This is a genomic window from Arthrobacter sp. PAMC25284, assembly GCF_019443425.1.
Lineage (GTDB): Bacteria > Actinomycetota > Actinomycetes > Actinomycetales > Micrococcaceae > Arthrobacter > Arthrobacter oryzae_A.
This window is the reverse complement of the sequence record NZ_CP080382.1, coordinates 1,872,423-1,898,040: the sequence shown is the minus strand read 5'-3', so window position 1 is coordinate 1,898,040 and position 25,618 is coordinate 1,872,423. Positions and strand designations below refer to the sequence as shown.

Genomic DNA, 25,618 nt, shown 5'->3' with positions numbered 1-25,618 from the left:
AGGGCTGTGCGGAAACTCTCAGGTCCAATACAGAGCGGGGAGGAACCCAATCCCTGTGGCGTACCCTGCGCCGCCTGATTTATGGAGTTCCTTGTGACTGTTACCCCAGCGCCCACGTCCTTTGTAGACCGGCATATCGGCGCCAGGCGCCAGGCCGACGTCGACGTTATGCTGCAGGCTGTCGGATACGACACCCTCGACGCGCTGGTGGACACCGCCGTTCCCAAAGTCATCCGCCAGGATGTGCCGCTCAAGCTCACCGAAGCCCTCAGCGAAGTGGAAGTCCTCGCCGAGCTGCGCGCGCTGGCCGGCAAAAACAAGACCGCTGTCCAGATGATCGGCCAGGGGTACTACGACACCGTAACGCCGCCCGTCATCCGCCGGAACATCCTCGAATCTCCCGCCTGGTACACCGCCTACACCCCCTACCAGCCGGAAATCTCCCAGGGCCGGCTCGAGGCGCTGCTGAACTTCCAGACCATGGTCCAGGACCTGGTCGGGCTGCCGATCGCCAACGCCTCCCTGCTGGATGAAGCCACGGCCGTCGCGGAGGCCGTACTGATGATGCGCCGCGCGAACAAGAACAAGTCCGCGCACGAGGGCAAGACTGTCCTCGACGCCGATTGCCTGCCGCAGACCATCGCCGTCGTGAAGGGCCGCGCCGAAGCGCTCGGCTTCGAGGTCGAGGTCGCGGACCTCTCCAAGGGACTGCCCGACGGCGTCATCAACGGTGTGGTGCTCCAGCAGCCCGGTGTCTCCGGCCGGGTGTTTGACCACTCCGCCGTGATCGCCGACGCCAAGGAACGCGGTGCCCTCGTCACTGTCGCGGCCGACCTGCTGGCACTGACGCTCATCACACCCCCGGGGGAGCAGGGTGCCGACATCGCCGTCGGCTCCGCGCAGCGCTTTGGCGTCCCGCTGTTCTTCGGCGGTCCGCACGCCGCCTACATGGCCGTGCAAAAGGGCCTTGAGCGGTCCATGCCCGGCCGCCTCGTCGGCGTCTCCAAAGACTCCGCCGGAATCCCGGCCTACCGCCTGGCCCTGCAGACCCGTGAGCAGCACATCCGCCGCGAAAAAGCCACGTCCAACATCTGCACCGCCCAGGCGCTGCTCGCGATCGTGTCCTCCTTTTACGCCGTCTACCACGGCCCGGACGGGCTGAAGGCCATCGCCGAAACCGTCCACGGACATGCCCGGACCATCGCCGCCTCGCTCAGCGCCGCCGGCTTCGACGTCCAGCACACGTCCTTCTTCGACACCGTCACCGTCTCCGTCCCCGGCAAGGCGGCCGCGATCATCGCCGCCGCCGAGGCCAAGGGCATCAACCTTCGGTCCATCGACGCGGACACCCTCGGGATTTCCGCCGATGAGGCGACGACGGCGGCCGTCGTCGCCGACGTCATCGCAGCCTTCGGCGCCGGCGCCGCCGACGGAACCGGCCACTTCGGCCTCGACCACGCCGTCGGACGCACCTCGGAGTACCTCCAGCACCCCGTCTTCAACACCCACCGCTCCGAGACCCAGCTGCTGCGCTACATCCGCCGGCTCTCGGACCGCGACCTCGCGCTGGACCGCACCATGATCCCGCTGGGCTCCTGCACCATGAAGCTCAACGCCACGGCCGAGATGGAAGCCATCTCCTGGCCGGAATTCGCGTCCATCCACCCCTTCGCTCCCGACTCCCAGACCGCCGGCTGGCGCGAACTCATCGAGGACCTCGAAGCCCAGCTGACCGAGATCACCGGCTACGACCAGGTCTCCATCCAGCCGAACGCCGGGTCCCAGGGCGAGCTCGCCGGCCTGCTGGCGATCCGCGGCTACCACCTGTCCCGCGGCGATGACCAGCGCACCGTCTGCCTCATCCCGTCCTCTGCCCACGGCACCAACGCCGCCTCGGCCGTGCTCGCCGGCATGAAGGTCGTGGTTGTTGCCACCGCATCCGACGGCACGATCGATCACGCCGACCTGACCGCCAAGATCGAGGCCAACAAGGACACCCTCTCGGCCATCATGATCACCTACCCGTCCACGCACGGCGTCTTCGACGCCGACGTCCGTGAGGTCTGCGACGCCGTGCACGCGGCGGGCGGCCAGGTCTACATTGACGGGGCCAACCTCAATGCCCTCGTCGGCCTCGCCCAGCCCGGCCAGTTCGGCGGCGACGTCTCGCACCTGAACCTGCACAAGACCTTCTGCATCCCGCACGGCGGCGGCGGCCCCGGCGTCGGCCCGGTTGCCGCCCGGGCGCACCTGGCCCCGTTCATGCCAGGCAACGCCGCGGACCCGGCCAACGGCGCCGGCGGCACCCCGATCTCCGCCTCACGCTACGGCTCCGCCGGCGTCCTGCCGATCTCCTGGGCCTACGTGAAGCTCATGGGCGGCAACGGGCTGACGGAAGCGACCCGGTCGGCGCTGCTGGCGGCAAACTACGTCGCAGCACGGCTGAATGACTACTTCCCGGTGCTGTACACAGGCGAGGGCGGCCTCGTGGCCCACGAATGCATCCTGGACCTGCGCGAGCTCACCGCCAAGACCGGGGTGACCGCGGAAGACGTTGCGAAGCGCCTGATCGACTACGGCTTCCACGCACCCACCCTCTCGTTCCCGGTCGCCGGGACCCTGATGGTCGAACCCACCGAGTCCGAGGATCTCGGCGAGATCGACCGCTTCGTCGAGGCAATGATCGCCATCCGCGCCGAAATCGACCAGGTCGCCGGCGGCGACTTCAGCGTCGAGCACAGCCCGCTGCGCAACGCCCCGCACACCGCCGCCGCCGTTGTCAGCAGCGAATGGACCCGCGAATACCCGCGGGAACAGGCGGTTTTCCCGGGCCACACGCCGAAACAGGACAAGTACTTCCCGCCGGTCGGACGGGTCGACGGCGCCGCCGGGGACCGCAACCTGATCTGCTCGTGCCCTCCCCTCGAAGCTTTCGAGGACCACTCCGCCGATTCCGCGAACTAAGGACAGCCCGAATGACTGAGAACTACACGGCCCTTTACGAAGAGCACAAGAAGCTCGGCGCCTCCTTCACGGACTTCGGCGGCTGGCAGATGCCGCTCAAGTACAGCTCCGAACTGGCAGAACACCACGCTGTGCGGAAGTCCGCCGGCCTGTTCGACCTCTCCCACATGGGCGAAGTCTGGGTCACCGGCCCGGAAGCCGCCGCGTTCCTGGACTACGCGCTCGTCGGTAAGATCTCCGCGATGTCGGTCGGCAAGGCCAAATACTCGCTGATTTGCAACAATGCCGGCGGCATCATCGATGACCTCATCACCTACCGGCGCCCGTCGGAGGCGGAGGGGGCCGACACGTTCCTCGTTGTTCCCAATGCCGGCAACGCCAAGGTGGTCGCCGCGGCCCTCGCCGAACGGGCCGTTTCCGGCAAGGCGGGAGGCTTCGACGTCGTCGTCGAGGACGCCTCGGCCGAGACCTCGCTGATCGCCGTGCAGGGTCCGAAAGCGGAGGAAATCCTGCTCCGTCTCGTCCCGGCCGCGCAGCACGAACTCGTTACCGGGCTCAAGTACTACGCCGCCGTGGAGGTCCCCTTCCTCGTCGGCGGCGCCAGCCAGGAGCTGCTGCTCGCCCGCACCGGCTACACCGGTGAGGACGGCTTCGAGATCTTCGTCGCCAACGACGCCGCCGCCGCACTTTGGCAGGCGCTCGTCGCCATTGCCGACGACGGCGAGCTGACGCCTGCCGGTCTCGCGTCCCGCGATTCGCTCCGGCTCGAGGCGGGCATGCCGCTCTACGGCAATGAGCTTTCCCTCGACGGAGACCCGTTCTCCGCCGGACTGGGAGCCATCGTCGCCCTGTCCAAGGAAGGCGACTTCGTCGGCAAGGAAGCCCTCGCCGCCACGAAGGCCACCGGGGCTGGCATCACCGCCGGACGCAAGCTCGTCGGGCTCAAAGGACTGGGCCGCCGCGCAGGCCGCGGCCACTACCCGGTCCTCAAGGACGGCGTCACCGTCGGCGAGGTCACGTCCGGCCAGCCCAGTCCCAGCCTGGGCTACCCGGTGGCGATGGCCTACGTCGACGTCGAGCACACCGAGCCCGGCACGGCACTGGACATCGACCTGCGCGGCAAGGCAGAGCCGTTCGAAGTCGTCGCACTGCCGTTCTACAAGCGCCAAAAGTAAGCCGGCAGGTCCCAGTTTTCACGCGTGCTCGCTCGTTCCTCGCTTAGACGCACGCTTTCGAAAACCGCGGCCAGCCAGCCCCACCACCACAGACTCAGCACAACGACCAACCGAGACTTAGGAAAAACAAATGGCAAAAGTAGCCCCCGAACTGCAGTACTCCGAAGAGCACGAATGGGTTGCGAAGGAGGCCGGGAACGTCGTGTCCATCGGCATTTCCGCCGTCGCCACGGATGCCTTGGGCGACATTGTCTACGTTGATCTGCCCGAGGTCGGGGCAGCGGTCACCGCGGGGGAGACCTGCGGCGAGGTGGAGTCCACCAAGTCCGTCTCCGACCTGTACGCCCCCGTCACAGGCGAGGTCACCGAAGTGAACCCGGCCGTCGTTGATGACCCGGCCCTGATCAATAACGATCCGTACGGTGCCGGCTGGCTGTTCAAGGTCGCGGCCGAGTCCCACGGACCGCTGCTGTCGGCGCAGGAGTACGCCTCCAAGAACGGCGGCGAACTGTGAGCGAGGCCCAGACAACATCGTACGAGCAGGTAGTCTCGGCCAGCCTGGACGCGGACCTGTCCGCCCTGGATCCGGAGATCGCCGCGAAGATCGACGACGAGCTGACCCGCCAGCGCGACGGCCTGGAAATGATCGCCTCGGAAAACCACACCGCGCGTGCCGTGATGCAGGCCCAGGGCTCCGTGCTGACGAACAAATACGCCGAGGGTTACCCGGGCAAGCGCTACTACGGTGGCTGCGAGCACGTGGACGTTGTCGAACAGCTCGCCATCGACCGGGTGAAGGCCCTGTTCGGCGCCGAGTTCGCCAACGTCCAGCCGCACTCCGGGGCCCAGGCCAACGCCTCCGTGATGCACGCCCTGATCCGTCCGGGTGACACCATCATGGGCCTGAACCTGGCCCACGGCGGACACCTGACGCACGGCATGAAGATCAACTTCTCCGGCCGGCTGTACAAGGTCATCCCGTACCAGGTCCGTGAGGACGACCACAGGATCGACATGGCCGAGGTGGAGCGCCTCGCACACGAGCACCAGCCGAAGCTCATTGTGGCCGGCTGGTCCGCTTACGCACGGCAGCTGGACTTCGCCGAATTCCGGCGGATCGCCGACTCCGTGGGCGCCTACCTCATGGTGGACATGGCGCACTTCGCCGGGCTGGTGGCCGCCGGCCTGCACCCCTCGCCGGTCCCGCATGCCCACGTCACCACCTCCACCACGCACAAGACCCTCGCCGGTCCGCGCGGCGGCATCATCCTGACCAACGACGCCGACATCGCCAAGAAGATCAACTCGGCCGTGTTCCCCGGCCAGCAGGGCGGCCCGCTGGAACACGTGATCGCCGGCAAGGCAGTGGCCTTCAAGATCGCCGCGTCGCCCGAGTTCAAGGAGCGCCAGGAACGGGTCCTCGCCGGCGCCGGGATCCTGGCCGACCGGCTGATGCAGCCCGACGTCACCGCCAAGGGCATCTCGGTGATCTCCGGCGGCACCGACGTGCACCTGGTCCTGGTGGACCTGCGCCATTGCGAACTCAATGGCCAGGAAGCCGAAGACCGGCTCGCGGAAATCGACATCACCGTCAACCGCAACGCCGTCCCGTTCGACCCCCGCCCGCCGATGGTCACCTCCGGACTTCGGATCGGCACCCCGGCCCTGGCCACGCGCGGCTTCGGCAAGGATGCTTTCGGCGAAGTCGCCGATATCATCGCCGAGGCCCTGATCGCCGATGCCGGCACTGACCTCTCCGGTCTGCGCTCCCGGGTTGCGGCACTCGCCGCCGCCCACCCGCTCTACCCCTCAGTGGAAAACCTCGGCTAAAGCCCGTCCCACTGAAAGAAAGCACGACGCCGGGCGGGCCGCGGCCACCAGCCGCCGCCCGGCGTCGAGCATCCGGCGTTGCAGCCGCCAACCGGCGGCCGCACCGCCTCCGGCAGGAGCCCCTGCCGGGCAACCGCAAGACCTAGTAAGGAACCGCATCATGGCCGTTGGAGTTTTTGACCTCTTTTCCATCGGAATAGGACCGTCGAGTTCGCACACTGTGGGGCCCATGCGGGCCGCCGCCGTGTTCGCCGAAGAGCTCCGGACCGAAGCCGTCCTGGACCGGGTGGCGTCGCTGCGCGTTGACCTTTACGGTTCCCTCGCCGCCACGGGCCACGGCCACGGCACTATGACCGCGATTCTGCTCGGACTCGAAGGCTTCCACCCGGACCAGATCCTTCCCGAGGAAGTCGAGGAGCGGCTTGCCGCGATTGCCGGAACCGGCACCCTGCAGCTGGCCGGCGCCGGACAGGGCCAAGGCGTGCCGCTGCCGTACGGAGTTCAGGACATGGTCCTGCGCCCCCTGACCATCCTGCCCCGGCATACCAACGGCATGACGTTCACGGTATTCGACGCCGACGGCGAGGTCCTGCATCAAGCGACGTTCTTCTCGGTCGGCGGCGGCTTCATTGTCCGCGAGGGCGAAGAAGACGCAGCGTTGGAGGAACTTGCCGAGTCCAAGAAGGAACTTCCCCTCCCGTTCCGCACCGCCGCGGAGCTGCTGGGCCGCTGCCAGTCCAAGGGCCTGTCCATGGGCGAGGTGATGTTCGTCAACGAGCGCGAGTCCAGGACCGAACAGGAGATCCGGGACGGGCTCCTGCATATCTACTCGGTAATGGAGGGCTGCGTCGAGGTCAGCCTGAAGCGTGAGGGGCTGCTGCCCGGCGGGCTGAAGGTCCGCCGCCGTGCCCCCGACTGGCACGAACGGCTGATGAAGGAGGACAAGGACCGGGACCCGAAGTACTGGCAGGAATGGGTCAACCTGATCGCGCTCGCCGTCAACGAGGAAAACGCCTCGGGCGGCCGGGTGGTCACCGCCCCCACCAATGGCGCCGCCGGGATCATCCCCGCCGTGCTGTACTACGCGCTGCATTTCGCCCCCGGCATGGACAAAGCCACCCAGAAAGACCGCGACGACGTTGTTGTGAAATTCCTGCTGACGGCAGCGGCCGTCGGGGTTCTGTACAAGGAGCAGGCCTCCATCTCCGGGGCCGAGGTCGGCTGCCAGGGCGAAGTGGGATCGGCGTCGTCGATGGCGGCTGCGGGTCTCGCGGAGGTCATGGGCGGCACCCCGGCGCAGGTGGAAAATGCGGCGGAGATTGCGATGGAGCACAACCTGGGGCTGACCTGTGATCCAATTGGCGGGCTCGTCCAGATCCCGTGCATCGAACGCAACGCGATCGCGGCGGCCAAAGCCATCAACGCGGCCAAAATGGCGCTGTGGGGCGACGGCACCCACCGGGTGTCCCTCGATGAGGTCATTGTGACCATGCGGGAAACCGGCCGGGACATGAGTTCGAAGTACAAGGAAACCGCCATGGGCGGCCTCGCCGTGAACGTCGTGGAGTGCTAGCCCCGCGGCTAGCGGGGCCGGGTGCCGGCGTGCGGCGTTAGTTGTTGAACGCCATCAGTTGTTGAACGCCATCCAGGCGTTGAGCGTGGTGGCGAACAGGACCCAGGCCAGATAGGGCACCAGCAGGATCCCTGCCCAGCCGCTGATCGGGCGGAACAGCGCAATGGTCCAGATGATCGCCCCGATCATCGACACGATGATGAGCAGCGCAATCCACAGGGCCGCGCTGCCCAGGAACGGGTAGAGCCCGAAAAACACCGGCGTCCAAAGGAAGTTCAGCGTCAGTTGGACGGCGTAAACCTTCAAGGCTTTGGGCGCCCGCCGGTCCCGGGTCCGCCACACAAGCCATGCGGCCACCGCCATCGCGGTGTACAGGAAAGTCCAGGCCGGTCCGAACAGCCAGTTCGGCGGCGACCACGGCGCTTTGTCCGCCGTGACATACCAGCCGTCGACGTTCGAGGCCGATGACAGCCCGCCGATCGCGGCAACTGCGAAAGAGGCGCCCAAGAGGACGAGGAGACCGAGAATCTGGGCGCCGGTCCCCGGGGTGCCGCGCTTGGAGGACCCGGACGCGCCGGTCCGGCTGAAGGATTCTGAATGCGCTTCCATCAATCCAGCCTAGCCTTTTCGGCTGAACCGCGGCAGGGCCCGAAGGCACGGGGCCGTTAGACTTGGGATGCATGCCCGCATGCCGCCCAGGCTCCACCCGCAATGATTGGATACCGCACACTTGCGTGAGTTCACTGCCCGCTTTGCCACGACCGACGAGATCACCAAATGGGATTCCCACGTCACCGCGAATCCCAACGGCGGCAACCTCCTGCAGTCTGAGGCGTTTGCCGAAGTCAAGCAGCACTTCGGCTGGAAACCCTTGCACTTGGTGTACGAAACCGCGGACTATTCGAGTTATAACCTGGTCCTCGAAAAGTCCTTTCCGGTGCTGGGCAAACTCTGGTACCTGATCAAGGGCCCGGATGTTGCCGGCATCGAGGACATTCCCGGTATTGTCCGGGCCAACGCGGAGTTCGTGAAGCGGGCGAAGCTCGGCGTGTTCGCGATCAAGATCGAACCCGACATTGTGCTTTCCGACGATGCCAGGGAGGTCCTCGAGGGGGCCGGGCTCGTCAAGACCCACAACCTGCAGCCCAATGACTCGACCGCGCTGCTGGACATCTCGCCGGACGAAAACCAGCTGCTGCGCAACCTGCACTCCCGCGGCCGCAACGCGGTGCGCCGCGCCATCCGTGAGGGCGTAGAGGTCCGCAACGTCGAGCCCACGGAAGAGAACTTCCGGGCGATGTATTCGCTCATGACGACCACTGTGGAGGCCAAATCCCAGGTCCGGGTCCGCGAGTACGGGTACTACCGGCAGTTCTGGAACAACTTCCTGGCCCGCGGCCAAGGCCGGCTGCTGTTCGTGTACGAGAACGGCGTGCCCTCGGTCGGTGCCTTTGTGATCAATTACGGCCGCAAGGCAACCTACAAGGACGGCGGCTCGCTGCAAAAGCGCAGCCAGTACGGCGATTCCCACCTCGTTCAATGGACCGCCATCAACCAGCTCAAAAAGCACGGCTGCACAGAGTACGACTTCTGCGGCACGCCCCCGAGCAACCAGCTCAAGGACACGGCCAACCCCTTCCACGGGCTGGGCCTGTTCAAAACCAGCTTCAGCAAGACCGTCACCGACTTCGTAGGCTGCTACGACCAGGTGCTTTCCCCGCTGAAATACCGCGCCTGGATGGCGGCCGGCGAGCGTATCGCGCGACAGCTCTACACCCGGCGTACCGGCCAGCAGTTCTACTGAGCCTGCGGCAACGAAGATCGAGGTAGCCGTTATGACTGAACCATCCGACGGCCGCCGCAGGCCGCCCAGCGCGGGCCTGCCGCGGACCGAACCCATGTCCCCACTGCAGATGGGCCAGCAGGCCGCCGGTAAACGCATGCTCCGCCGGCTCGTCCAGGGTGAGCACCCGCCCACAGCCCCGATGAGCATTGTGGACCGGCTGGCCGGCAGCCCCTACGCCAACCCCATGATCCAGGTGGGCGGGGTGGACACTTCTGCCCGCAAGACCATCGATTTCGCGCTGCACCTCGCCGAGTCCATGTTCCGGTACGGTGCCGGCGCCCTCGAGGTAGAGACCAGTATCATCGCCATCACGGCGGCTCTCGGGCTGAAGCACATCGAGGTGGACATCACCAACCAGTCGGTCGCAATCAACTACGCGCCCAGGGACCAGACTCCCATCACGCTGCTGCGCGTGGTGCGGTCCTGGACCAACAACTACGCCGGTCTGGCCCAGGTGCACCAGTTGGTTACGGACATTGTGACCGGCGGCGTCGGCCGCGAGGAGGCCGTGCGCCGGCTGGATGACATCACCCACAGCCCCAAGCCGTTTCCCCGCTGGATGGTCACCGCAGCGTCAGGAATCTTCTCCGCGGCCTTCGTCGGTGTCCTGGGCGGGGGTATCCGGGCATCCGCCGTCGCCTTTGCGTCCAGCCTGCTCATCAGCATGCTTGCCCGTCAGCTCGGCAAGTGGCGCACCCCGGACTTCTTCGTGACAGCCGCCTGCTCCTTCGTTGTCACGCTCGTGGCACTGCTGCTGTGGCGGTATGGAACTCCCGTAGGATTCCAGATCGCCCCTGCCATCGTCGTAGTCGGCGGCATCCTGCTGTTGCTGCCGACCGGACGCCTCGTGTCCTCGGTCCAGGATGCGATTAACGGCTTCCCCGTCACCGCGGCCGGGCGGTTCCTGTCCACCATGCTGACCTTTGGCGCCCTCGTGGCGGGCATCGCGATTGCCTTCGTGGTGGGCGCCATGACCGGGATGGAGACAATCGACGTCACCGAAACATTCCCTCCGAGGTACGACTTGTGGTTGTTGGTTCTCATGGTGGCAGTCGCCGTAGTGGCCATCGCCATCGCCGAGCAGACGGCCTGGCCGCTGTTGCTTCCCACGGCCGCAGTCGGCGTCGTGGGGCACCTTGTCCTGATTGGGGCAACGGCAGTGGGCGTCGGGCCGAGATTCGCCCCGGCCCTGGCCGCCGTCGTGATCGGCCTGCTCGCCCGGGTCGTGGCGCTGCGGATGGGGGCCCCGCAGCTGGTGGTGGCCGTCCCGGCAGCGCTGATCCTCTTGCCTGGCCTCACTATATTCCGGTCCATGTATGTGTTGACGCTGGAGGAGTCGGAAATCATTCTGGGGTTCGGCGGGATGCTGAGCGCCGGGGCCATCGTGCTCGGAGTTGCCGCAGGCATCGTGCTCGGCGACGTTCTGGCGCGGCCGCTGACCAGGAACCTGGCCAGCAACGAACGAAAGAGGGCGCGCCGGCGCTAATCGGAACCGCCGGCGCCCGGCCGCGGGTGCGGCTAGACCTTCCCGATCGGAAGCTTCTTCTCCGCCTGGAAATCGTCCTCCACCCTGCCCTTGGCCCAGTAACCGGAGAGTGACACCTGGGCACGCTCCAGCCCGCGCTGGACGTAGAACACCTCCCGAAGGCTCTTCATGTAGCCTCGCTCGCCGTGGGCAAAGACCTGCACCCGGCCCTCGGGCCAGACGGCGCCGCCCACGGCCGCAACAAGCAGCGTGCCGGCTCCGGCCGAAACGCCGCCGCGGGGGAGCCAGCGCAGTTCGATGCCGGCCGGGGCATCAATGGCCTGGATCTCCGCGTCGCTGTCCACTTCCAGGAAGGCGAGCCCACGGGCATTCCGGGGTAGCGACTCGATGGCTGCGCTGATCGCAGGCAGGGCGGATTCATCGCCGGCGAAAAGATGCCAGTCGGCATCCGGGTCAGGGTTGTAGCCGCCACCGGGGCCGGTGAAAATCAGGCTGTCCCCGGGCCTCGCGGCGGCGGCCCACGGGCCGGCGAGGCCTTCGTCGCCGTGGAGGACGAAGTCGATGGCGAGTTCACTGGCGGCCTGGTCGACCCAACGCACCGTGTAGGTCCTCGTGTGCGGCCACAGGTCGCGCGGCATGGACTCGCGGACCTGCCAGAGGTCCAGTGGCTCCGGGTAGTCGACGCCGGGCTGGGGGAACACGATTTTGACGTAGCGGTCCACAAAGTCGTTATTGAGGTAACCGGCAAACCCCGGGCCGCCGGCAACGATCCGCACCATGTGGGGTGAGAGCTGCTCACGCCGCAGGACCGTAAGGTTCGTCTGCGGGCGCGATTTCCGGGTGGCTGTGGTGGCTGCGGGGACTGAGTTCATACGGCCAAGCCTAGCCAACTGCCAGGTCAGGGGAGGGGCGGGAGTTCCCAGTTGACGGTGCCGTCGCCCAGTTCCTGGAGCAGCGTGTTGGTCCGGCTGAACGGCCGAGACCCGAAGAACCCCCGGGATGCCGAGAGCGGACTCGGGTGCGCGCTGCTGATCACTGCTGCCGAGCCGAGCAAAGGCTGGACTGATTCCGCGTCCTTGCCCCACAAAATAGCGACAAGGGGCACGTCGCCGCCTGCCGGGGTGCGGCGGTGCGCCACTGCGCTGATGGCGGCGGCCGTGATGGCCTCCCAGCCCTTGTTGCGGTGCGAACCGGCTGCGCCGGCCCGGACGCTCAAAACCCTGTTCAGCAGCAGCACGCCCTGCTCCGACCACCGGCTGAGGTTCCCGTGGGTGCGCGGCGTCAGCCCAAGGTCGGCCTCAAGTTCCTTATAGATATTGGCGAGGCTGCGCGGAACAGGACGGGTGGTGCCGCTGACGGCGAACGAGAGCCCGACCGCGTGTCCGGGCGTCGGGTAGGGGTCCTGACCCACCACCAGGACCCGGACGCCCGCCAGCGGCTGCCGGAACACCCGGAGCATGTTCGACGGCGACGGCAGGACCTCGTGCCCGGCGGCGACTTCGCCGGCCAGGAACGCCAGAACGGCGCGCAACGGCCCCTCGACCGGCGCCAAGGCCTCCACCCAATCCGGCGCCACAAGGTCGGCCAAGGGCAGCCGGGACATTTCGGCGAAGCCGACAGCGTCGCCCTGCGGAGGCTCCAGCTCAAACAATGCATCGGGATCAAACACAGGACCCATTCTCGCAGGCGCGCAAATGACAAGCCGATGCTGCGCCCGTACCATGGAGGGGGACTTTTATCGGGCCGAACCAGGGAGCGTGACGTGGCCGAAGCAGCGCAGAAGCACCTTCCGTTGGAAGACCACCTTTCGTCGGAAGACCACTTTTCGTCGGAAGACCACTTTTCGTCGGAAGACGCAGCCACGGCAATCGAGGCCCCGTCGGAGGCGGCGCGGGAGTCTGAATTGAACGCCCGCGACCGGCAGATGCTGGCCTTGGAACGGCAGTGGTGGAAGTATGCCGGGGCCAAGGAACAGGCCATCCGGGAGCAGTTCGATGTGTCCGCCACGCATTACTACCAAATGCTTAACGCCCTCATTGACACCGAGGCTGCGCTGGCCCAGGATCCTATGCTGGTGAAGAGACTGCGTAGACTACGTACGTCACGTCAACGTGCCCGCACCGCCCGCCGCTTGGGTCCGGGCGCGTAAATCCGCGAGAAGCACGGCCGTGCGGACGAAATTCTGCCCACCACGGACACCCCGCAAGAAATCAGCAAGGACAACGTTTCTATCATGACCAAATATGCTCGGGATGAATTCGATCGGGTACCGGAGACCTCCACGCGCCAGGGTGTCCACCGGGCCGTCACTGAAGCGCGCAGGCGCAGCCTCGTGCCCATCCTGAGCCTCGGCGGCATCGCGCTGGTGATTGGGATCCTGGCTTTCGTGTTCCTGCCGAAGCTCGGATTCGCCCCGGCCGGGGACGCCGCTGTGGCAGCAGCCCAGTCCGGCGCCAGCGCTTCTGCCTCGCAGGCACCAACCGCAAGTGCAACCGAGACGCCGGGCGCGGTCCCGCCCGCCGCACCGTCCGATCCGACGCCGTCGGCATCGGTCCCGGGCGCCGAGTCGAATGCCCCGGCCGTGGACAAGACCCAGCCGGTGACCATCTACAACGGGACCACCACCGCCGGACTAGCCAGCAGGGCCGGCGCCACGGTGGCCGGTGGCGGCTGGACACTCGGTACGCTCGGGAACTGGCCCGGCGTGCCACAGTCGACTTCCGTCATCTTCTACAACGGACCGGACCAGAAGGATAATGCCGAGGCCTTGAGCGACCTCCTCGGCATCCCCGAAACCCTGGAGTCAGCCGACTTCAACGTACCGCTCGTTGTCGTCCTGGGTCCCGGTTTCCAGTAACTTTGCACGGTGACGGTGACGGGGCCCGGTCACGGCTGAATAACTCACTTATCCGCCCACGGGGCGGCTGAGCCGGCGCCCGTTGCCGTCGGTAGAGTTGCCGCAGACTCCGTTTCACAGCAGCGGCACACAACGAGGTGCGCCGCGCCGGCTAGAAAGTGGTGGACCCCATGGCAGTAGGCACCGTCAAATGGTTTAACGTCGGCAAGGGCTACGGCTTTATTACGGTGGAGGGCGCCGATAACGACGTCTTCGTGCACTGGTCCGCGATCGAGGGGCCGGGGGACCGTGCGCTGAACGAGGGACAGCGCGTGGAACTGGAAATCGGCGAAGGCGAAAAGGGTCCGCAGGCGGAAAACGTCCGTCCGCTCCAGTAGGCCCGCGCGGAACCGGCGGCTGATCGCTCGTAGCGAATTGCACCGCCGCAGGGCCGGGCACGAGCCGTTCACTGCTTGCACTCTCCCCGGGGGAGTGCTAATTATTGATCTAGCACTCCTGCGTATTGACTGCTAACTCTGCGCCCGGTTCGGCCGGTCAGCAGACGCGGCAGCCGGAGCAGGAGCGAAAGAAATATCTGGCTGGGGTGAGATCCGGATTCGGTGGCGTACAGAGGCCGCTGGAGAACGATCGTCCGTCGCGGGCACCGCAGCAAGGTTCATTCTTAACGACTGTCCCGAAAGGACTACTGCCGTTATGGCCAAGATCATTGCATTTGATGAAGAGGCACGCCGCGGCCTTGAGCGGGGACTGAACATCCTCGCCGACGCCGTCAAGGTCACCCTCGGCCCGCGTGGACGCAACGTCGTCCTCGAAAAGAAGTGGGGCGCCCCCACGATCACCAACGATGGTGTTTCCATCGCCAAGGAGATCGAGCTGGACGATCCCTACGAGAAGATCGGCGCCGAGCTGGTCAAGGAAGTTGCCAAGAAGACCGACGACGTCGCTGGCGACGGAACCACCACCGCCACCGTCCTTGCCCAGGCCCTCGTCAAGGAAGGCCTGCGCAACGTCGCGGCCGGCGCTGACCCGCTGTCCCTCAAGCGCGGCATCGAGAAGGCCGTTGAGGCCGTGACCCGCGAACTCCTGGCCTCCGCCAAGGAAATCGAGACCAAGGAAGAGATCGCCGCCACCGCCTCGATCTCTGCCGGCGACAACGAGATTGGCGCCCTGATTGCCGAAGCCCTGGACAAGGTCGGCAAGGAAGGCGTCATCACCGTTGAGGAGTCGAACACCTTCGGCCTCGAGCTGGAGCTCACCGAAGGCATGCGCTTCGACAAGGGCTACATCTCCGCTTACTTCGTCACCGACGCCGAGCGCCAGGAAACGGTCCTTGAGGACCCGTACATCCTGATCGTCAACTCCAAGATCTCCAACGTCAAGGAACTGGTTGCTGTCCTCGAAAAGGTCATGCAGTCTTCCAAGCCGCTGCTGATCATTGCCGAAGACATCGAGGGCGAGGCCCTGGCCACCCTGATCGTCAACAAGATCCGCGGCACCTTCAAGTCTGTTGCCGTCAAGGCTCCGGGCTTCGGCGACCGCCGCAAGGCGCAGCTCGCCGACATCGCCATCCTCACCGGTGGCCAGGTCATCTCCGAGGAAGTCGGACTCAAGCTTGAGACCGCAGGCCTCGAACTGCTTGGCAAGGCCCGCAAGGTTGTCGTCACCAAGGACGAGACCACCATCGTCGAAGGTGCCGGCGACGCCGACCAGATCGCCGGCCGCGTGTCCCAGATCCGCGCCGAAATCGAGAACTCCGATTCGGACTACGACCGTGAGAAGCTGCAGGAGCGCCTGGCCAAGCTGGCCGGCGGCGTTGCAGTCATCAAGGCCGGTGCCGCAACCGAAGTTGAACTCAAGGAACGCAAGCACCGCATTGAGGACGCCGTCCGCAACGCCAAGGCTGCTGTTGAAGAGGGCATCGTTGCCGGCGGTGGCGTTGCCCTGATCCAGGCCGGCGCCAAGGCCTTCGCAAACCTTCAGCTCTCCGGCGACGAGGCAACGGGCGCGAACATCGTCCGCGTTGCCATCGACGCCCCGCTGAAGCAGATCGCCTTCAACGCCGGCCTCGAGCCCGGCGTTGTGGTTGACAAGGTCCGCGGCCTGCCCGCAGGCCACGGCCTGAACGCTGCAACCGGCGAGTACGTCGACCTGCTGGCTGCCGGCATCAACGATCCGGTCAAGGTCACCCGCTCTGCCCTGCAGAACGCGGCCTCCATCGCCGGCCTGTTCCTCACCACCGAAGCCGTTGTGGCTGACAAGCCGGAGAAGCACGCTCCGGCTATGGGTGGCGGCGACGACATGGGCGGCATGGGCGGTATGGGCGGCTTCTAGCCCCCTGCTTTCCTGCCACTGCACACGCTGTAGTACGACGGCGGTTCCACCCATGGGTGGGGCCCGCCGTCGGCGTTAAGGGCCGGTGCTGGCAACTTCGGCCGCTGGCGGTGCGCACAACCGTCCGCGACCCGGAAAATTACTGGCGCTGCCGACTTCCGGCAGCGCCGGGGATTTTGCGCAGCGCCAGGGATTCTACGCGTCGGCAGGCCAAGGTGGGGCCCGGGCTGCCCCAAGGGTCTGGCAGGATAGTGGGGTGACAATTACAGCAGCGGCCGACGGCTCAGCACTAGGAAATCCCGGACCGGCCGGATGGGCATGGTACGTTGACGATAATTGCTGGCGGGCCGGAGGATGGCCCCACGGCACGAACAACCAGGGTGAGTTGATGGCGGTTCTGGACCTGTTCCGGGCCACCGCACACCTGCCGGGCGAAGATTTGCACATCCTCTGCGACAGCCAGTACGTCATCAATGCCGTGACCAAATGGATGCCGGGCTGGAAGCGCAAGGGCTGGCGCAAGGCTGACGGTAAGCCGGTCCTGAACGTCGACCTGCTCAAGGACATCGACCAGGCGCTGGTGGGCCGCAAATATACCTTTGAATGGGTACGCGGCCACGCCGGGCACGACCTCAACGAAGCGGCGGACGAACGCGCGCGCGGCGCGGCCACGTCCTACCAGCAGGGCGTCGCCGTCCGGCAAGGCCCCGGATTCGGCCCGACGGCAGGGGATGCAGGGATGGCAGGGACGTCAACCGCAGCCCCAGACGCCCGCGGTGCCGCAGCCCTGGGAGGCCGCGAAGCCGTCCAGGGCGCCTCCGCGCGGCCCGCGACGCCGTCGCCCGCCGGGGCTGGGCCTGCGCGGACCCGGCCGGAGCAGTTGTTCGGCGAAGCCGGACGGTTCGGCCAGCCCGACCTTTTCAGCGAACTCGACGAGGCGGCGCCAGCGACTGCGCCCTCGGACGGGGTGAGCCCGGAAAAGGTCGTCGAGTCACTTGAACGCGAGTTGCTGCAGCCTGAAACCCGGGCGGACCTGGGACGCGCGGCCGTGCTGCTGCACCCGGACTTCACGGAGATCGGCAGCAGCGGCCGGATCTGGACCCGCGACGCCATGATGATGGCGCTCGAGGAGAGCCCGGGCGGGACGGCGGAACTGGAACTCCTGGGAGCGGACCGGCTGGGCGGCGACACGATTCTCCTGACGTATCGCAGCCACACCCGCACCGGTACTGTCCTGCGCAGCTCCCTGTGGGTCCTCGACGGCCCACAGTGGCGCCTTCGGTTCCACCAGGGCACGGCCGAGGTCTGAGGCCGTTACAGCGGGGTTTAGCCGAAGCGCTGGGCATTGTGGAGCTCCGTCTGGTCATAGCTGGCGGCAGCCGAGCTCAGTGCGAGGTTGATGGCGGCCAGTGAGGCCTCAACCCGGCCCTGGGTGACGCTCCACTCGGCCACGATGCCGTGGAAATTGGTGGCTGCCGAGCCTCGCCAGCTGGCCTGAAGTTCGTCGAGGCCGCGTTTCATCGACTGGACATCGGCGCTGATGCGGTCGACTGTGGCTTTGACGTTCGCGGACTTGAGCTGGAGCAGCTCGGTATCGACGGAGATGATGCTCATGTGGATATCCTCTCGACAGCGGCCTGCGGCGGCAGGCGGGGCCTGTGGCGGCACTGGCGGAGCGTCCGCCGTGTCCGGGTTTTCCGGACACCTCGAGAATAGGCAGGGGGTCGTCGCATTGGCCGACAGATCTGTGTCTATGTGGATATCGCCCCGGCGGACACGGGGTACAGGATCAGCCCGTCACGACGTCGTCCCGGCAGGCGGAGCGTCCGGCTCGTCCTCCGCCAGTCCGTCAGAGCCGGCCTGTCCTTCGGAATCCGACGGGCCGAAATCCGATGGCCCTTCATCAAGGAACGGCAGACTGACCACAAGGGTAGCGCCGCCGCCGTCTGTCGTTCGGACACTGACTGATCCGCCGTGTGCTCCTACGATCGCGGAGACGATGGCGAGCCCGAGCCCGCTGCCGCCGGATTCCCGGGTCCGTGACGTGTCAGCCCGGTAGAACCGCTCGAAAATCCTCTCGGCCTCCTCGTCGGTGACGCCGGGCCCATGGTCCTGGACCTCAATAACAGACTGCCGGGCGCCGTCCGGGGCGGGCCGGACTCCCACGGCCAGTTCGATCGGGCTGTCTTCCGGTGTGTAGCGCAGGGCATTGCCGACGAGATTTCCCAGCACCTGACGCAGCTTGGCCTCGTCGCCCAGCACCGGTGCAGGGGCGGGTGCGGCGCCGTCGAGCCCCGTCAGAGTGATGCTTCGGCTGCGGTCGCTGGCTTGGGTGTCGACAACTGCATCATTGGCCAACAGCAGCAGATCCGCTGGTTTCTGCTGGAGCGGGCGTTGCTCATCGATCCGGGCAAGCAACAGCAGGTCCTCGACCATGGCCCCCATCCGCTTCGCTTCACTCTCGATCCGGCCCATCGCCGTCGCCACGTCCTCGGGCGTGGAAAGCGCGCCGTGCCGGTACAGTTCCGAGAAACCACGAATCGTGACAAGCGGGGTGCGTAGCTCATGGGACGCGTCGGCGGCGAAGCGGCGCATCCGGGCCTCGGATGCCATCCGGGCTGAAAACGCCGATTCGATGTGCGCCAGCATGGCGTTCAGGGAGCTGCCCAGCCTGCCGACCTCCGTGCCCGGGTTCTCCACTTCCACACGCCGGGACAGGTCGCCGGCTGCGATCGCCGCGGCGGTCTTCTCCACCCTCGCCAGGGGACGGAACGACCGGGAGACGGTCCAGGTAGCGATAAAGAGCGCGAGCACGATCGTGAGGAACCCGACGCCGACGACGACCAGCGTGGCATGCTCCATCACGGAGTCGACCGGGCCCAGCGGGAGGCCGATGATCACCACGGCGATGCGCTGGTTGGAGTCCACCCCGGTGAGGGCCACCACCCGCCAGTGGTCGCCCGCGCTGCCGCGAACCTGGAAAGGAGCCCCGTCCAGACTCTCAGCCTCGGCTGCGGAGATGTCGCTGATGGCCGGATGGGAGTTCTCGTCGCCGAAGAGGGCCGGTTTCAGTCCCGGGCTGAATACCATCAGGGAATAGTCGGTAGGAACGTTGGGGCTGGCAGCCTGCAACTGGCGAAACGACTGTTGCTGATTGACGGATGCGACCGCGGCCTTGAGTTTGTCGTCCACCTGACCCTGCAGGAAGCTGTGCAGCAGGGTCAGGGTGCCGGCGCCGGTAGCGATGAGGGCAAGCAACATCAGCGCCATCATGATCGCGACGAGCTGCGATCGAAGCGAAGCCGAATTCCAGCGGTGCAGCAAGGTCAGCGCTTCTCGGCTGTCCGGAGCACGTAGCCTACGCCCCGCTTGGTCTGGATCAGCGCCGGGGCATCGGGATCGATATCAACTTTGCGGCGCAGATAGGAGATGTAGGACTCCACGATCGACGCGTCGCCGTTGAAGTCGTATTCCCACACATGGTCCAGGATCTGGGCTTTGGACAGGACCCGGTTCGGGTTGAGCATCAGGTATCGCAACAGTTTGAATTCGGTGGGCGAGAGCTCAATGACGGTTCCGCCGCGGCGAACCTCGTGGGCGTCGTCGTCGAGCTGCAGGTCATCGACCCGGATGACAGCGTCATCATCGGTTTGGGGCTGGGTGCGGCGGAGAACCGCACGGATGCGGGCGACCACTTCGTCAAGGCTGAAGGGCTTGGTGACGTAGTCGTCTCCGCCAACCGTCAGCCCGGTGACCTTGTCCTCGGTGTCGTCCTTGGCGGTAAGGAACAGGACGGGGAAGTGCTTTCCGGCGGCGCGAAGGCGGCGGGTGACCGTGAAGCCGTCCATATCCGGCAGCATCACGTCCAGCACGGCCAGATCCGGGGCGTGAAGTTCCGCGGCAGCCAGGGCATCCCGTCCGTTGCCGGCGGAGACAACTTCAAAGCCGGCGAAGCGGAGCGAGGTGGAAAGCAGCTCGCGGATATTCGGTTCATCATCGACGACGAGGAGCTTGGCTTCGGGACCGTTCTTTTTCATAGTTCCCATGATGCTCCCAGACTCTGGGAGTTGTCTGGAGGAAAGTTGTGTGCGGCGTGTGCGCTCTTTGGACGGGGGGGCGAAGAAGGGATTCCGCTCGTGCATGGTTCGCACTACAGTTGGCCCATCGTTACTCTCAGCCCGGCATGATTTCCCTCACACGGAGGTAAGACCCACGATGACTGATATGACTACGCCCGCAGCTGGCTCCACGGCGGCAGACCACCCCATCCGCGACTGGGCAGACCTTGCCGAGGAAATGTGGTCCTACCTCACCGGCAAGGGAGCCGCGATTAATTACAACTTCATCGACATGACCATCGAAGTTCCCCGCGACATCGGCCCGGATGCTCCCCGCGCGACGTGGAAGCTCAACGGCAGCCTCCGGGTAACGACGAGCGATAAGGACGCGGCGGGGTCAGACGAGAACAGAAGCTGACCGGTGACAGTTCAGGTGCGGGTCCACGCTGACCTGGCCTTTTCGCTGACGGAGCCAGCAGGCGGGGAAACCACCGGGACGCTGACTGCCGACGGTACAGAAGTACGGATCCGGGTGGACAGTCTTGACTCGGTGGCCACCCAGCAGCTGCCGGGACTCGAACAGGTGCGGCCGCTGGCCAAGTCCATCGCAGAGCAGGGCCTGACTCTTGTCCTGGAGGGGCCGGATGGTCCGATCATCAGCCTGGGAGCCGTGGCTCCGGCCCGCGCGCAACGGTTGCTGACCGGCTCGCGGCACATCCGACTGGGCAAGCTCGGCGTGCTCGCGCCGCTGCTGAAATCCGCCAGGAGAAGCCGCTCCCGCGGGCAGTCGTTGTTGCCACCGGAAACTCCGTGGCCGCCGATGCCGACGGTACAGCGCAGAATTGTGCGACGAATCACGACAACTCATCACACCCGCGGCAGCGGCCGGCCCCGGCTGATCTTCGTTCAGGATTCGTCGTCCTGGAACGGTCAGGTACCCCGCGAGTTCAATCTGGCCGCCGAGCGGGTAACGATCGGCAGCGGGGCGTCCTGCGACCTGAAGCTGTCCGGGCTCGACGAACTCCACGCTGAAATCCTGCATAACGAGGCGGATGAATACGTCCTCGTCCGGCATGGCGAGGTGACCGGGAGTTTCGGACCGTCCGGCAGTGCGGTGCTCCGCACGGGAGCGAGGCTCCAGATGGGACCGTGGCGGTTGGCCTACTTCCGCGAGGAGTTCGCGGACCACGGCCGGCCGTTCGGGGGACGGAGCGGTGGCGAATTCGCCTATCAGCGGCCCCAGATTGATCCCCGGACCGGAGCCATCGAGCGGGATGGTTCCACCGGGGTCAGCTAGCTCCCCGTCGCCGGTCCGCGTCCTGATGGGCGGGCGGGACCGGCAGCGGGGCTTAGCTGGCGGTTCCGGCGTCCTTGGCGTCCATGATGCGGTAGGCATAGCCTTGCTCGGCCAGGAACCGCTGCCGTTTCGCGGCGAATTCCTGATCCAGGGTGTCCCGTGCCACGAGGGAGTAGAAACGCGCCGCGCGGCCATCCTTCTTCGGGCGCAGCAGCCGTCCCAGACGTTGGGCCTCCTCCTGGCGGGAACCGAAGGAACCGGAGACTTGGATCGCGACCGAGGCCTCCGGAAGGTCAATGGAAAAGTTGGCGACCTTGGAGACGACGAGCGTTTGAACTTCCCCGGCGCGGAAGGCGGCAAAAAGCCGCTGGCGTTCTTTCACCGACGTCTCGCCCTTGATCACCGGGGCGTTCAGGCGCTCGCCGATCTCGTCCAGCTGGTCGATGTACTGGCCGATCACCAACAACTGTTCGCCGGCATGCTCGGCCACGAGCTGCTCGACGACGCGCGTTTTCGTTTCGGAGGTGGCACACAGCCGGTACTTGTCGGCGTCCTCGGCCATCGCGTACGCCATCCGCTCGTCGCGGGGCAGATCCACGCGGACCTCCACACAGTCGGCCGGGGCAATGTACCCCTGGGTCTCGATGTCCTTCCACGGTGCGTCGTAGCGCTTGGGGCCGATCAGGCTGAACACCTCGCCCTCCCGCCCGTCCTCCCGGACCAGGGTGGCGGTGAGTCCGAGCCGGCGCCGGGCCTGTAGGTCGGCGGTCATGCGGAAGATCGGCGCAGGCAGCAAATGCACCTCGTCGTAAATGATGAGTCCCCAGTCGTTTCCGTCCACCAGTTCCAGGTGCGGGTAGAGACCGCCCCGCTTGGTGGTGAGGACCTGGTAAGTGGCAATCGTGACGGGACGGACCTCCTTGACGGAGCCCGAATATTCGCCAATCTCCTCCGCCGTGAGGGACGTCCGTTTGAGGAGTTCGTCTTTCCACTGCCGCGCGGACACCGTGTTGGTCACCAGGATCAGGGTGGTGGTGGAACTCATGGCCATCGCGGCGGCCCCCACGAGGGTCTTGCCCGCGCCGCAAGGGAGGACGACGACGCCGCTGCCGCCGGCCCAGAAGTTCTCCGTGGCCAGCCGCTGGTATGGCCGAAGTGTCCACCCTGTCTCGTTCAGCATGATGGGGTGCGGCGCACCGTCCACGTAGCCGGCGAGGTCCTCAGCCGGCCAGCCGATCTTGAGCAGGAGCTGCTTCAGTTGCCCGCGCTGGGAGGAATGAACCACGACCGTTTCGCCGTCGATCCGCGGGCCCAGCAGCGGCTGGATCTTCTTGGCGCGGCTGACTTCCTCCAGCACGGGGTAGTCGCTCGTGCGCATCACGAGGCCGTGCTGGGGATCTTTCTCCAGCCGCAGCCGGCCGTACCGGGACATGGTCTCTTCGACGTCGATGAGCAGCGAATGCGGAACCGGGAAACGGGAGTACTTCAGCAGAGTGTCCAGTACTTGTTCGGCATCCAGCCCGGCGGCCCGGGCGTTCCAGAGGCCCAGCGGCGTCAGCCGGTAGCTGTGCACGTGCTCGGGGGCCCGCTCCAGTTCGGCGAACGCGGCGATGGCATGCCGGGCCTCCGTGGCGAGTTCATGGTCCACTTCCAGGAGGATCGTTTTATCGCTTTGGACGATGAGGGGTCCGTCAGTCACTGGAACAGTTCCTCCACAGCTTCCACATCAATAATCCGGTGAATGGACAGGACCCGTTCCGTCTCCTTCTCCGGATCGAAAACCCGGACCCGGCCGCCGCTTACCGCAACTGGCACCACTGACTCACGGCTGGCATTGCCCTGGCTGTCCACCACGTTCATCACGACCCGCTGCCGTAGCCTGATCGCCTTCTGCAGTGTCTCCAGCCCAAGCTGGGTGGCTTCCTCGCTGCCGGGAGCCGGCGCAGGCCGGCTGTCGGCTCCAGCGGCCGCATGGGTGCCGTTACTGCGGAGCACCGCGAGCTGGGCGTCGACGTCGGCGTCCGAAGGAGCCGTGCGGGGTGCGGTGTAGACCGGCCGCCCGTTGCCCGAGACCGCGGTGTGGCGGCGCAGCCGCACGATGGCGGACTCCGGCTCCTGCACGACCGGGGACAAGCCCAATCCGCGGAGGAGTTGGGCGGTCTCCCGTGCCGGGGACGGTGAGACCAGCACGGTCGGAGCGATGCGCACGAGTCCCAAAGGTGATGCGGCGGGAGCGTGCAGCAACTCCATCAGCGCATCTTCATCCTCGCTCTGGATGAAACTCGCGGCGGTGCCCACCCGGAGCCGGGAGTGGCGCGCCGAGGTGTCCTCGATGAGGTACTGCAGTGGCTGCGGGACGGCGGTGGCCGAGTGCTCGCACAGGAAGGCCAGCATGGCCGGGGCATCCTGGCCGGCGTCGAGGGCGCGCCGGATCGAGGATTCGGAGAAGCGGTAGATGGTGGCCGGCCCCTGGCCTTCGGCCGTGGACATGGTGAGGAGCTTCTCGGCGAGTTCCGGCTGCAGGTAACCGGGTGCGACGGCCGTCAGGTCGGCCTGCAGCAGGACGTGGTTCAGTGGTGCAGGCAGGTGCTCGCCGAGGATGCCCAAGGCATCATCGGGGCGTTCGTCTGCGATGGCGGCACCGAGCTGACTCAGCGCCCCGGAGCCAATGAGGCCCAGCATCCCGGCTTCGGCCAGGACGCCGCGGATCAGCGAGCTGAAACGCCGGGCCATCCGGGGCTGTGCCCAGTCCGCGCGTTCGAGGACCGCAGCGGCGTCCAGCACAGGTGCCTGGCCGTCGACGGTCGCGGCTTCGACGCTTAGTTCCCGCAGGATTTCCAGGATTCTCTTGCGGACCACCGGGGCGTCGGGCCGCTGCGCTTCGGCCGAGAGCGCATTGATGGTGCTGCCCGCAGTGCCTCGGGTTGCTGCCGGCCCGGAGGCCACCCCGCTGACCGGCTGACCCACCAGGGAAGGGACCCGCTCGCTGGCGAGCCATGCGTTGACCAGCCAAAGCCATTGTTCCTGCCGGGGCAGCGTCAACCACTCCAGCTGCGGGGGCTGGACCCATGATGAACTGTCCACCTCGAGCCTGATCAGCCCGGCCAGGGCGCACAGTTCCGCATACAGTCCCGCCTCGGGCAGCCCGATCCTCAGCGAATCGGCCAGGCGCTTCAGTTCACGGACCCCGACGCCGCCGCTGCGCAGCGTGCTGAGGGGTTGTTCCCGCACAGCGTTGAGCAATTCGCCCACAAGCCTCAGGGTTTCGGCGATTGCGCCCAGGGCCGCGTTGCGGCGCAGCGACGCGTTGGTCTGGCCCAGCCGGGGAACCGGCGGGGAGAGCGTGAAATTCTCGATGACGTGACCGCCACGAAGCGATAACCCCACGCTGTGCGGCAGTTCAACGTGGGCGGCATCCAGCGGAACCAGCAGTCCCCGCGCCAGCAGCCAGTCCACCGGGCCGGCGTCGTGACTCTCGTGCAGCACCGACGCCCGCCGCTGTGCCTGCGGGACAGCTCCCATGGCCCAACTGCCGAATCTGGCCAGCAGCGCCGCCGTGCGGGGCGGGGCCGCAGCAAGGATTTGGTCCAGCGCCTCCGGCGTGGCCGTCCAGTGCTGGAGTGCCAGCGCGGCGTCCATCGGCGTCGTTGCGGGGGAGATGGCGGCGCCGCTGTGGTGGAGTTCGGCCACGAGTTGCACAACCCGCTGGGCGAAGCCCGGCTGGAGCCGCACAAGTTCGGTATAGCTGCGGCCCAGGCCGGCAGGATAGACGCCGATGACGTCCTTGAGGCTGCCGGCGGGAAGGAAGTAGCGTTGTTTTGTCCCGGCCGGAACGCTCACGCCGTGCGGCGGATCAGCCCGGTGGACGAGGGCCAGTTCCTGTAACGAGTGCAGCAAACGTTCCAGGGCTGTGAGGGTGGAGCCCTTGATCAGGCGTTTCAGCATTGCGGCCGAGGCGCTGTGTCCGGTGTCTGCGTTGGTGCACAGGTGCAGTGTCTCCAAGACCTGCATTTCCGGACGGTTAAGCCGTTCCAGTGCCCGCTGCACGCTGACGCGGCCGCTGGCCCGGGCGGCCAGCGCCGGGAAGTCCGGCACTCCGGGGGTTATGAGGTCCGGCCGCGCGGAGAACAGTGCACGCAACGATTCGTCGTTGCGTGCCTGCAGTTCCTTGCTGAGCGCACGGATAAGTGACATCAGTGCC

General features: G+C 66.5%; 22 protein-coding genes. 14 read left to right on the top strand and 8 right to left on the bottom strand.

Features of this window, described 5'->3' with window-relative positions:
- Positions 1-81: 81 nt before the first annotated feature.
- The 5 genes from gcvP (at position 82) to KY499_RS08710 (ending at position 7,542) form a co-directional block, all read left to right on the top strand.
- Entirely contained in the window at positions 82-2,964 is a 2,883-nt protein-coding gene (gene gcvP / locus KY499_RS08730; protein ID WP_375141128.1) for an aminomethyl-transferring glycine dehydrogenase, read from the top strand.
- An 11-nt stretch (positions 2,965-2,975) separates the two neighbouring features.
- Positions 2,976-4,139 carry a glycine cleavage system aminomethyltransferase GcvT gene (gene gcvT, locus KY499_RS08725; RefSeq protein WP_219886840.1) on the top strand — a complete coding sequence of 388 codons (1,164 nt, stop codon included), beginning with the start codon at positions 2,976-2,978 and terminating at the stop codon, positions 4,137-4,139.
- Positions 4,140-4,269: 130 nt separating this feature from the next.
- Positions 4,270-4,653 carry a glycine cleavage system protein GcvH gene (gene gcvH, locus KY499_RS08720; protein ID WP_123255508.1) on the top strand — a complete coding sequence of 128 codons (384 nt, stop codon included), beginning with the start codon at positions 4,270-4,272 and terminating at the stop codon, positions 4,651-4,653.
- Entirely contained in the window at positions 4,650-5,969 is a 1,320-nt protein-coding gene (gene glyA / locus KY499_RS08715) for a serine hydroxymethyltransferase (protein WP_308813096.1), read from the top strand. The genes gcvH and glyA overlap by 4 nt, the downstream gene beginning before the upstream one ends.
- Before the next feature lie 160 nt (positions 5,970-6,129).
- A complete protein-coding gene (locus tag KY499_RS08710) occupies positions 6,130-7,542 on the top strand; it encodes an L-serine ammonia-lyase (protein WP_219886839.1) in 1,413 nt (470 codons plus the stop codon).
- A 54-nt stretch (positions 7,543-7,596) separates the two neighbouring features.
- Here KY499_RS08710 and KY499_RS08705 read toward each other — a convergent pair whose 3' ends face one another.
- Complete coding sequence (locus tag KY499_RS08705) at positions 7,597-8,151, bottom strand: TspO/MBR family protein (protein WP_219886838.1); 555 nt, start codon at positions 8,149-8,151, stop codon at positions 7,597-7,599.
- Between the two features lie 121 nt (positions 8,152-8,272).
- On the opposite strand from KY499_RS08705, the gene KY499_RS08700 reads away from it, so the two are divergent.
- Entirely contained in the window at positions 8,273-9,346 is a 1,074-nt protein-coding gene (locus KY499_RS08700) for a peptidoglycan bridge formation glycyltransferase FemA/FemB family protein (protein ID WP_219886837.1), read from the top strand.
- A gap of 31 nt (positions 9,347-9,377) precedes the next feature.
- Positions 9,378-10,874, top strand: coding sequence for a threonine/serine exporter ThrE family protein (locus KY499_RS08695; RefSeq protein ID WP_219886836.1), 1,497 nt, complete (start codon positions 9,378-9,380; stop codon positions 10,872-10,874).
- A gap of 32 nt (positions 10,875-10,906) precedes the next feature.
- Here KY499_RS08695 and KY499_RS08690 read toward each other — a convergent pair whose 3' ends face one another.
- On the bottom strand, positions 10,907-11,746 hold the full coding sequence (locus KY499_RS08690) for a siderophore-interacting protein (RefSeq protein ID WP_219886835.1): 840 nt from the start codon (positions 11,744-11,746) through the stop codon (positions 10,907-10,909).
- Between the two features lie 26 nt (positions 11,747-11,772).
- Complete coding sequence (locus tag KY499_RS08685) at positions 11,773-12,552, bottom strand: uracil-DNA glycosylase (protein ID WP_258191037.1); 780 nt, start codon at positions 12,550-12,552, stop codon at positions 11,773-11,775.
- 189 nt (positions 12,553-12,741) lie between these two features.
- Between KY499_RS08685 and KY499_RS08680 the strand changes: the two genes are divergently transcribed.
- The 5 genes from KY499_RS08680 to KY499_RS08660 all read left to right on the top strand — a co-directional run bounded on the left by KY499_RS08680 (position 12,742) and on the right by KY499_RS08660 (position 17,371).
- Positions 12,742-13,023 carry a DUF3263 domain-containing protein gene (locus KY499_RS08680; RefSeq protein WP_375141141.1) on the top strand — a complete coding sequence of 94 codons (282 nt, stop codon included), beginning with the start codon at positions 12,742-12,744 and terminating at the stop codon, positions 13,021-13,023.
- 84 nt (positions 13,024-13,107) lie between these two features.
- Entirely contained in the window at positions 13,108-13,731 is a 624-nt protein-coding gene (locus KY499_RS08675; RefSeq protein ID WP_123255517.1) for a LytR C-terminal domain-containing protein, read from the top strand.
- Positions 13,732-13,901: 170 nt separating this feature from the next.
- On the top strand, positions 13,902-14,108 hold the full coding sequence (locus tag KY499_RS08670) for a cold-shock protein (protein ID WP_123255576.1): 207 nt from the start codon (positions 13,902-13,904) through the stop codon (positions 14,106-14,108).
- A 316-nt stretch (positions 14,109-14,424) separates the two neighbouring features.
- Positions 14,425-16,062: a chaperonin GroEL gene (gene groL / locus KY499_RS08665; protein WP_123255518.1), complete on the top strand. Its 1,638-nt coding sequence runs from the start codon at positions 14,425-14,427 to the stop codon at positions 16,060-16,062.
- A 256-nt stretch (positions 16,063-16,318) separates the two neighbouring features.
- Entirely contained in the window at positions 16,319-17,371 is a 1,053-nt protein-coding gene (locus KY499_RS08660; RefSeq protein WP_219886833.1) for a ribonuclease HI family protein, read from the top strand.
- 17 nt (positions 17,372-17,388) lie between these two features.
- Here the strand turns inward: KY499_RS08660 and KY499_RS08655 are convergent, their stop codons facing one another.
- From KY499_RS08655 to KY499_RS08645, 3 genes are all read right to left on the bottom strand, one after another.
- Complete coding sequence (locus KY499_RS08655) at positions 17,389-17,676, bottom strand: WXG100 family type VII secretion target (RefSeq protein WP_123255520.1); 288 nt, start codon at positions 17,674-17,676, stop codon at positions 17,389-17,391.
- Between the two features lie 183 nt (positions 17,677-17,859).
- On the bottom strand, positions 17,860-19,386 hold the full coding sequence (locus KY499_RS08650; protein ID WP_219886832.1) for an ATP-binding protein: 1,527 nt from the start codon (positions 19,384-19,386) through the stop codon (positions 17,860-17,862).
- Between the two features lie 2 nt (positions 19,387-19,388).
- The gene (locus tag KY499_RS08645; protein WP_123255522.1) at positions 19,389-20,099 is read right to left on the bottom strand and encodes a response regulator transcription factor; all 711 of its coding nucleotides are present in this window, start codon (positions 20,097-20,099) and stop codon (positions 19,389-19,391) included.
- A 178-nt stretch (positions 20,100-20,277) separates the two neighbouring features.
- Here KY499_RS08645 and KY499_RS08640 point away from each other — a divergent pair, with 178 nt between their 5' ends.
- Positions 20,278-20,538 carry a hypothetical protein gene (locus KY499_RS08640; protein ID WP_183164520.1) on the top strand — a complete coding sequence of 87 codons (261 nt, stop codon included), beginning with the start codon at positions 20,278-20,280 and terminating at the stop codon, positions 20,536-20,538.
- 3 nt (positions 20,539-20,541) lie between these two features.
- The gene (locus KY499_RS08635) at positions 20,542-21,417 is read left to right on the top strand and encodes an FHA domain-containing protein (RefSeq protein WP_219886831.1); all 876 of its coding nucleotides are present in this window, start codon (positions 20,542-20,544) and stop codon (positions 21,415-21,417) included.
- Positions 21,418-21,469: 52 nt separating this feature from the next.
- Here KY499_RS08635 and KY499_RS08630 read toward each other — a convergent pair whose 3' ends face one another.
- A complete protein-coding gene (locus tag KY499_RS08630) occupies positions 21,470-23,116 on the bottom strand; it encodes a DNA repair helicase XPB (RefSeq protein WP_123255525.1) in 1,647 nt (548 codons plus the stop codon).
- On the bottom strand, positions 23,113-25,611 hold the full coding sequence (locus tag KY499_RS08625) for a helicase-associated domain-containing protein (RefSeq protein WP_219886830.1): 2,499 nt from the start codon (positions 25,609-25,611) through the stop codon (positions 23,113-23,115). The genes KY499_RS08630 and KY499_RS08625 overlap by 4 nt, the downstream gene beginning before the upstream one ends.
- Positions 25,612-25,618 lie beyond the last annotated feature (7 nt).

Excerpts from the sequence above, each read along its gene's own strand:
- gcvP (WP_375141128.1), top strand. The coding sequence starts at position 82 with ATGGAGTTCCTTGTGACTGTTACCCCAGCGCCCACGTCCTTTGTAGAC.
- gcvT (WP_219886840.1), top strand. The coding sequence starts at position 2,976 with ATGACTGAGAACTACACGGCCCTTTACGAAGAGCACAAGAAGCTCGGC.
- gcvH (WP_123255508.1), top strand. The coding sequence starts at position 4,270 with ATGGCAAAAGTAGCCCCCGAACTGCAGTACTCCGAAGAGCACGAATGG.
- KY499_RS08710 (WP_219886839.1), top strand. The coding sequence starts at position 6,130 with ATGGCCGTTGGAGTTTTTGACCTCTTTTCCATCGGAATAGGACCGTCG.
- KY499_RS08705 (WP_219886838.1), bottom strand. The coding sequence starts at position 8,151 with ATGGAAGCGCATTCAGAATCCTTCAGCCGGACCGGCGCGTCCGGGTCC.
- KY499_RS08695 (WP_219886836.1), top strand. The coding sequence starts at position 9,378 with ATGACTGAACCATCCGACGGCCGCCGCAGGCCGCCCAGCGCGGGCCTG.
- KY499_RS08690 (WP_219886835.1), bottom strand. The coding sequence starts at position 11,746 with ATGAACTCAGTCCCCGCAGCCACCACAGCCACCCGGAAATCGCGCCCG.
- KY499_RS08685 (WP_258191037.1), bottom strand. The coding sequence starts at position 12,552 with ATGGGTCCTGTGTTTGATCCCGATGCATTGTTTGAGCTGGAGCCTCCG.
- KY499_RS08675 (WP_123255517.1), top strand. The coding sequence starts at position 13,108 with ATGACCAAATATGCTCGGGATGAATTCGATCGGGTACCGGAGACCTCC.
- KY499_RS08670 (WP_123255576.1), top strand. The coding sequence starts at position 13,902 with ATGGCAGTAGGCACCGTCAAATGGTTTAACGTCGGCAAGGGCTACGGC.
- groL (WP_123255518.1), top strand. The coding sequence starts at position 14,425 with ATGGCCAAGATCATTGCATTTGATGAAGAGGCACGCCGCGGCCTTGAG.
- KY499_RS08655 (WP_123255520.1), bottom strand. The coding sequence starts at position 17,676 with ATGAGCATCATCTCCGTCGATACCGAGCTGCTCCAGCTCAAGTCCGCG.
- KY499_RS08645 (WP_123255522.1), bottom strand. The coding sequence starts at position 20,099 with ATGAAAAAGAACGGTCCCGAAGCCAAGCTCCTCGTCGTCGATGATGAA.
- KY499_RS08640 (WP_183164520.1), top strand. The coding sequence starts at position 20,278 with ATGACTGATATGACTACGCCCGCAGCTGGCTCCACGGCGGCAGACCAC.
- KY499_RS08625 (WP_219886830.1), bottom strand. The coding sequence starts at position 25,611 with ATGTCACTTATCCGTGCGCTCAGCAAGGAACTGCAGGCACGCAACGAC.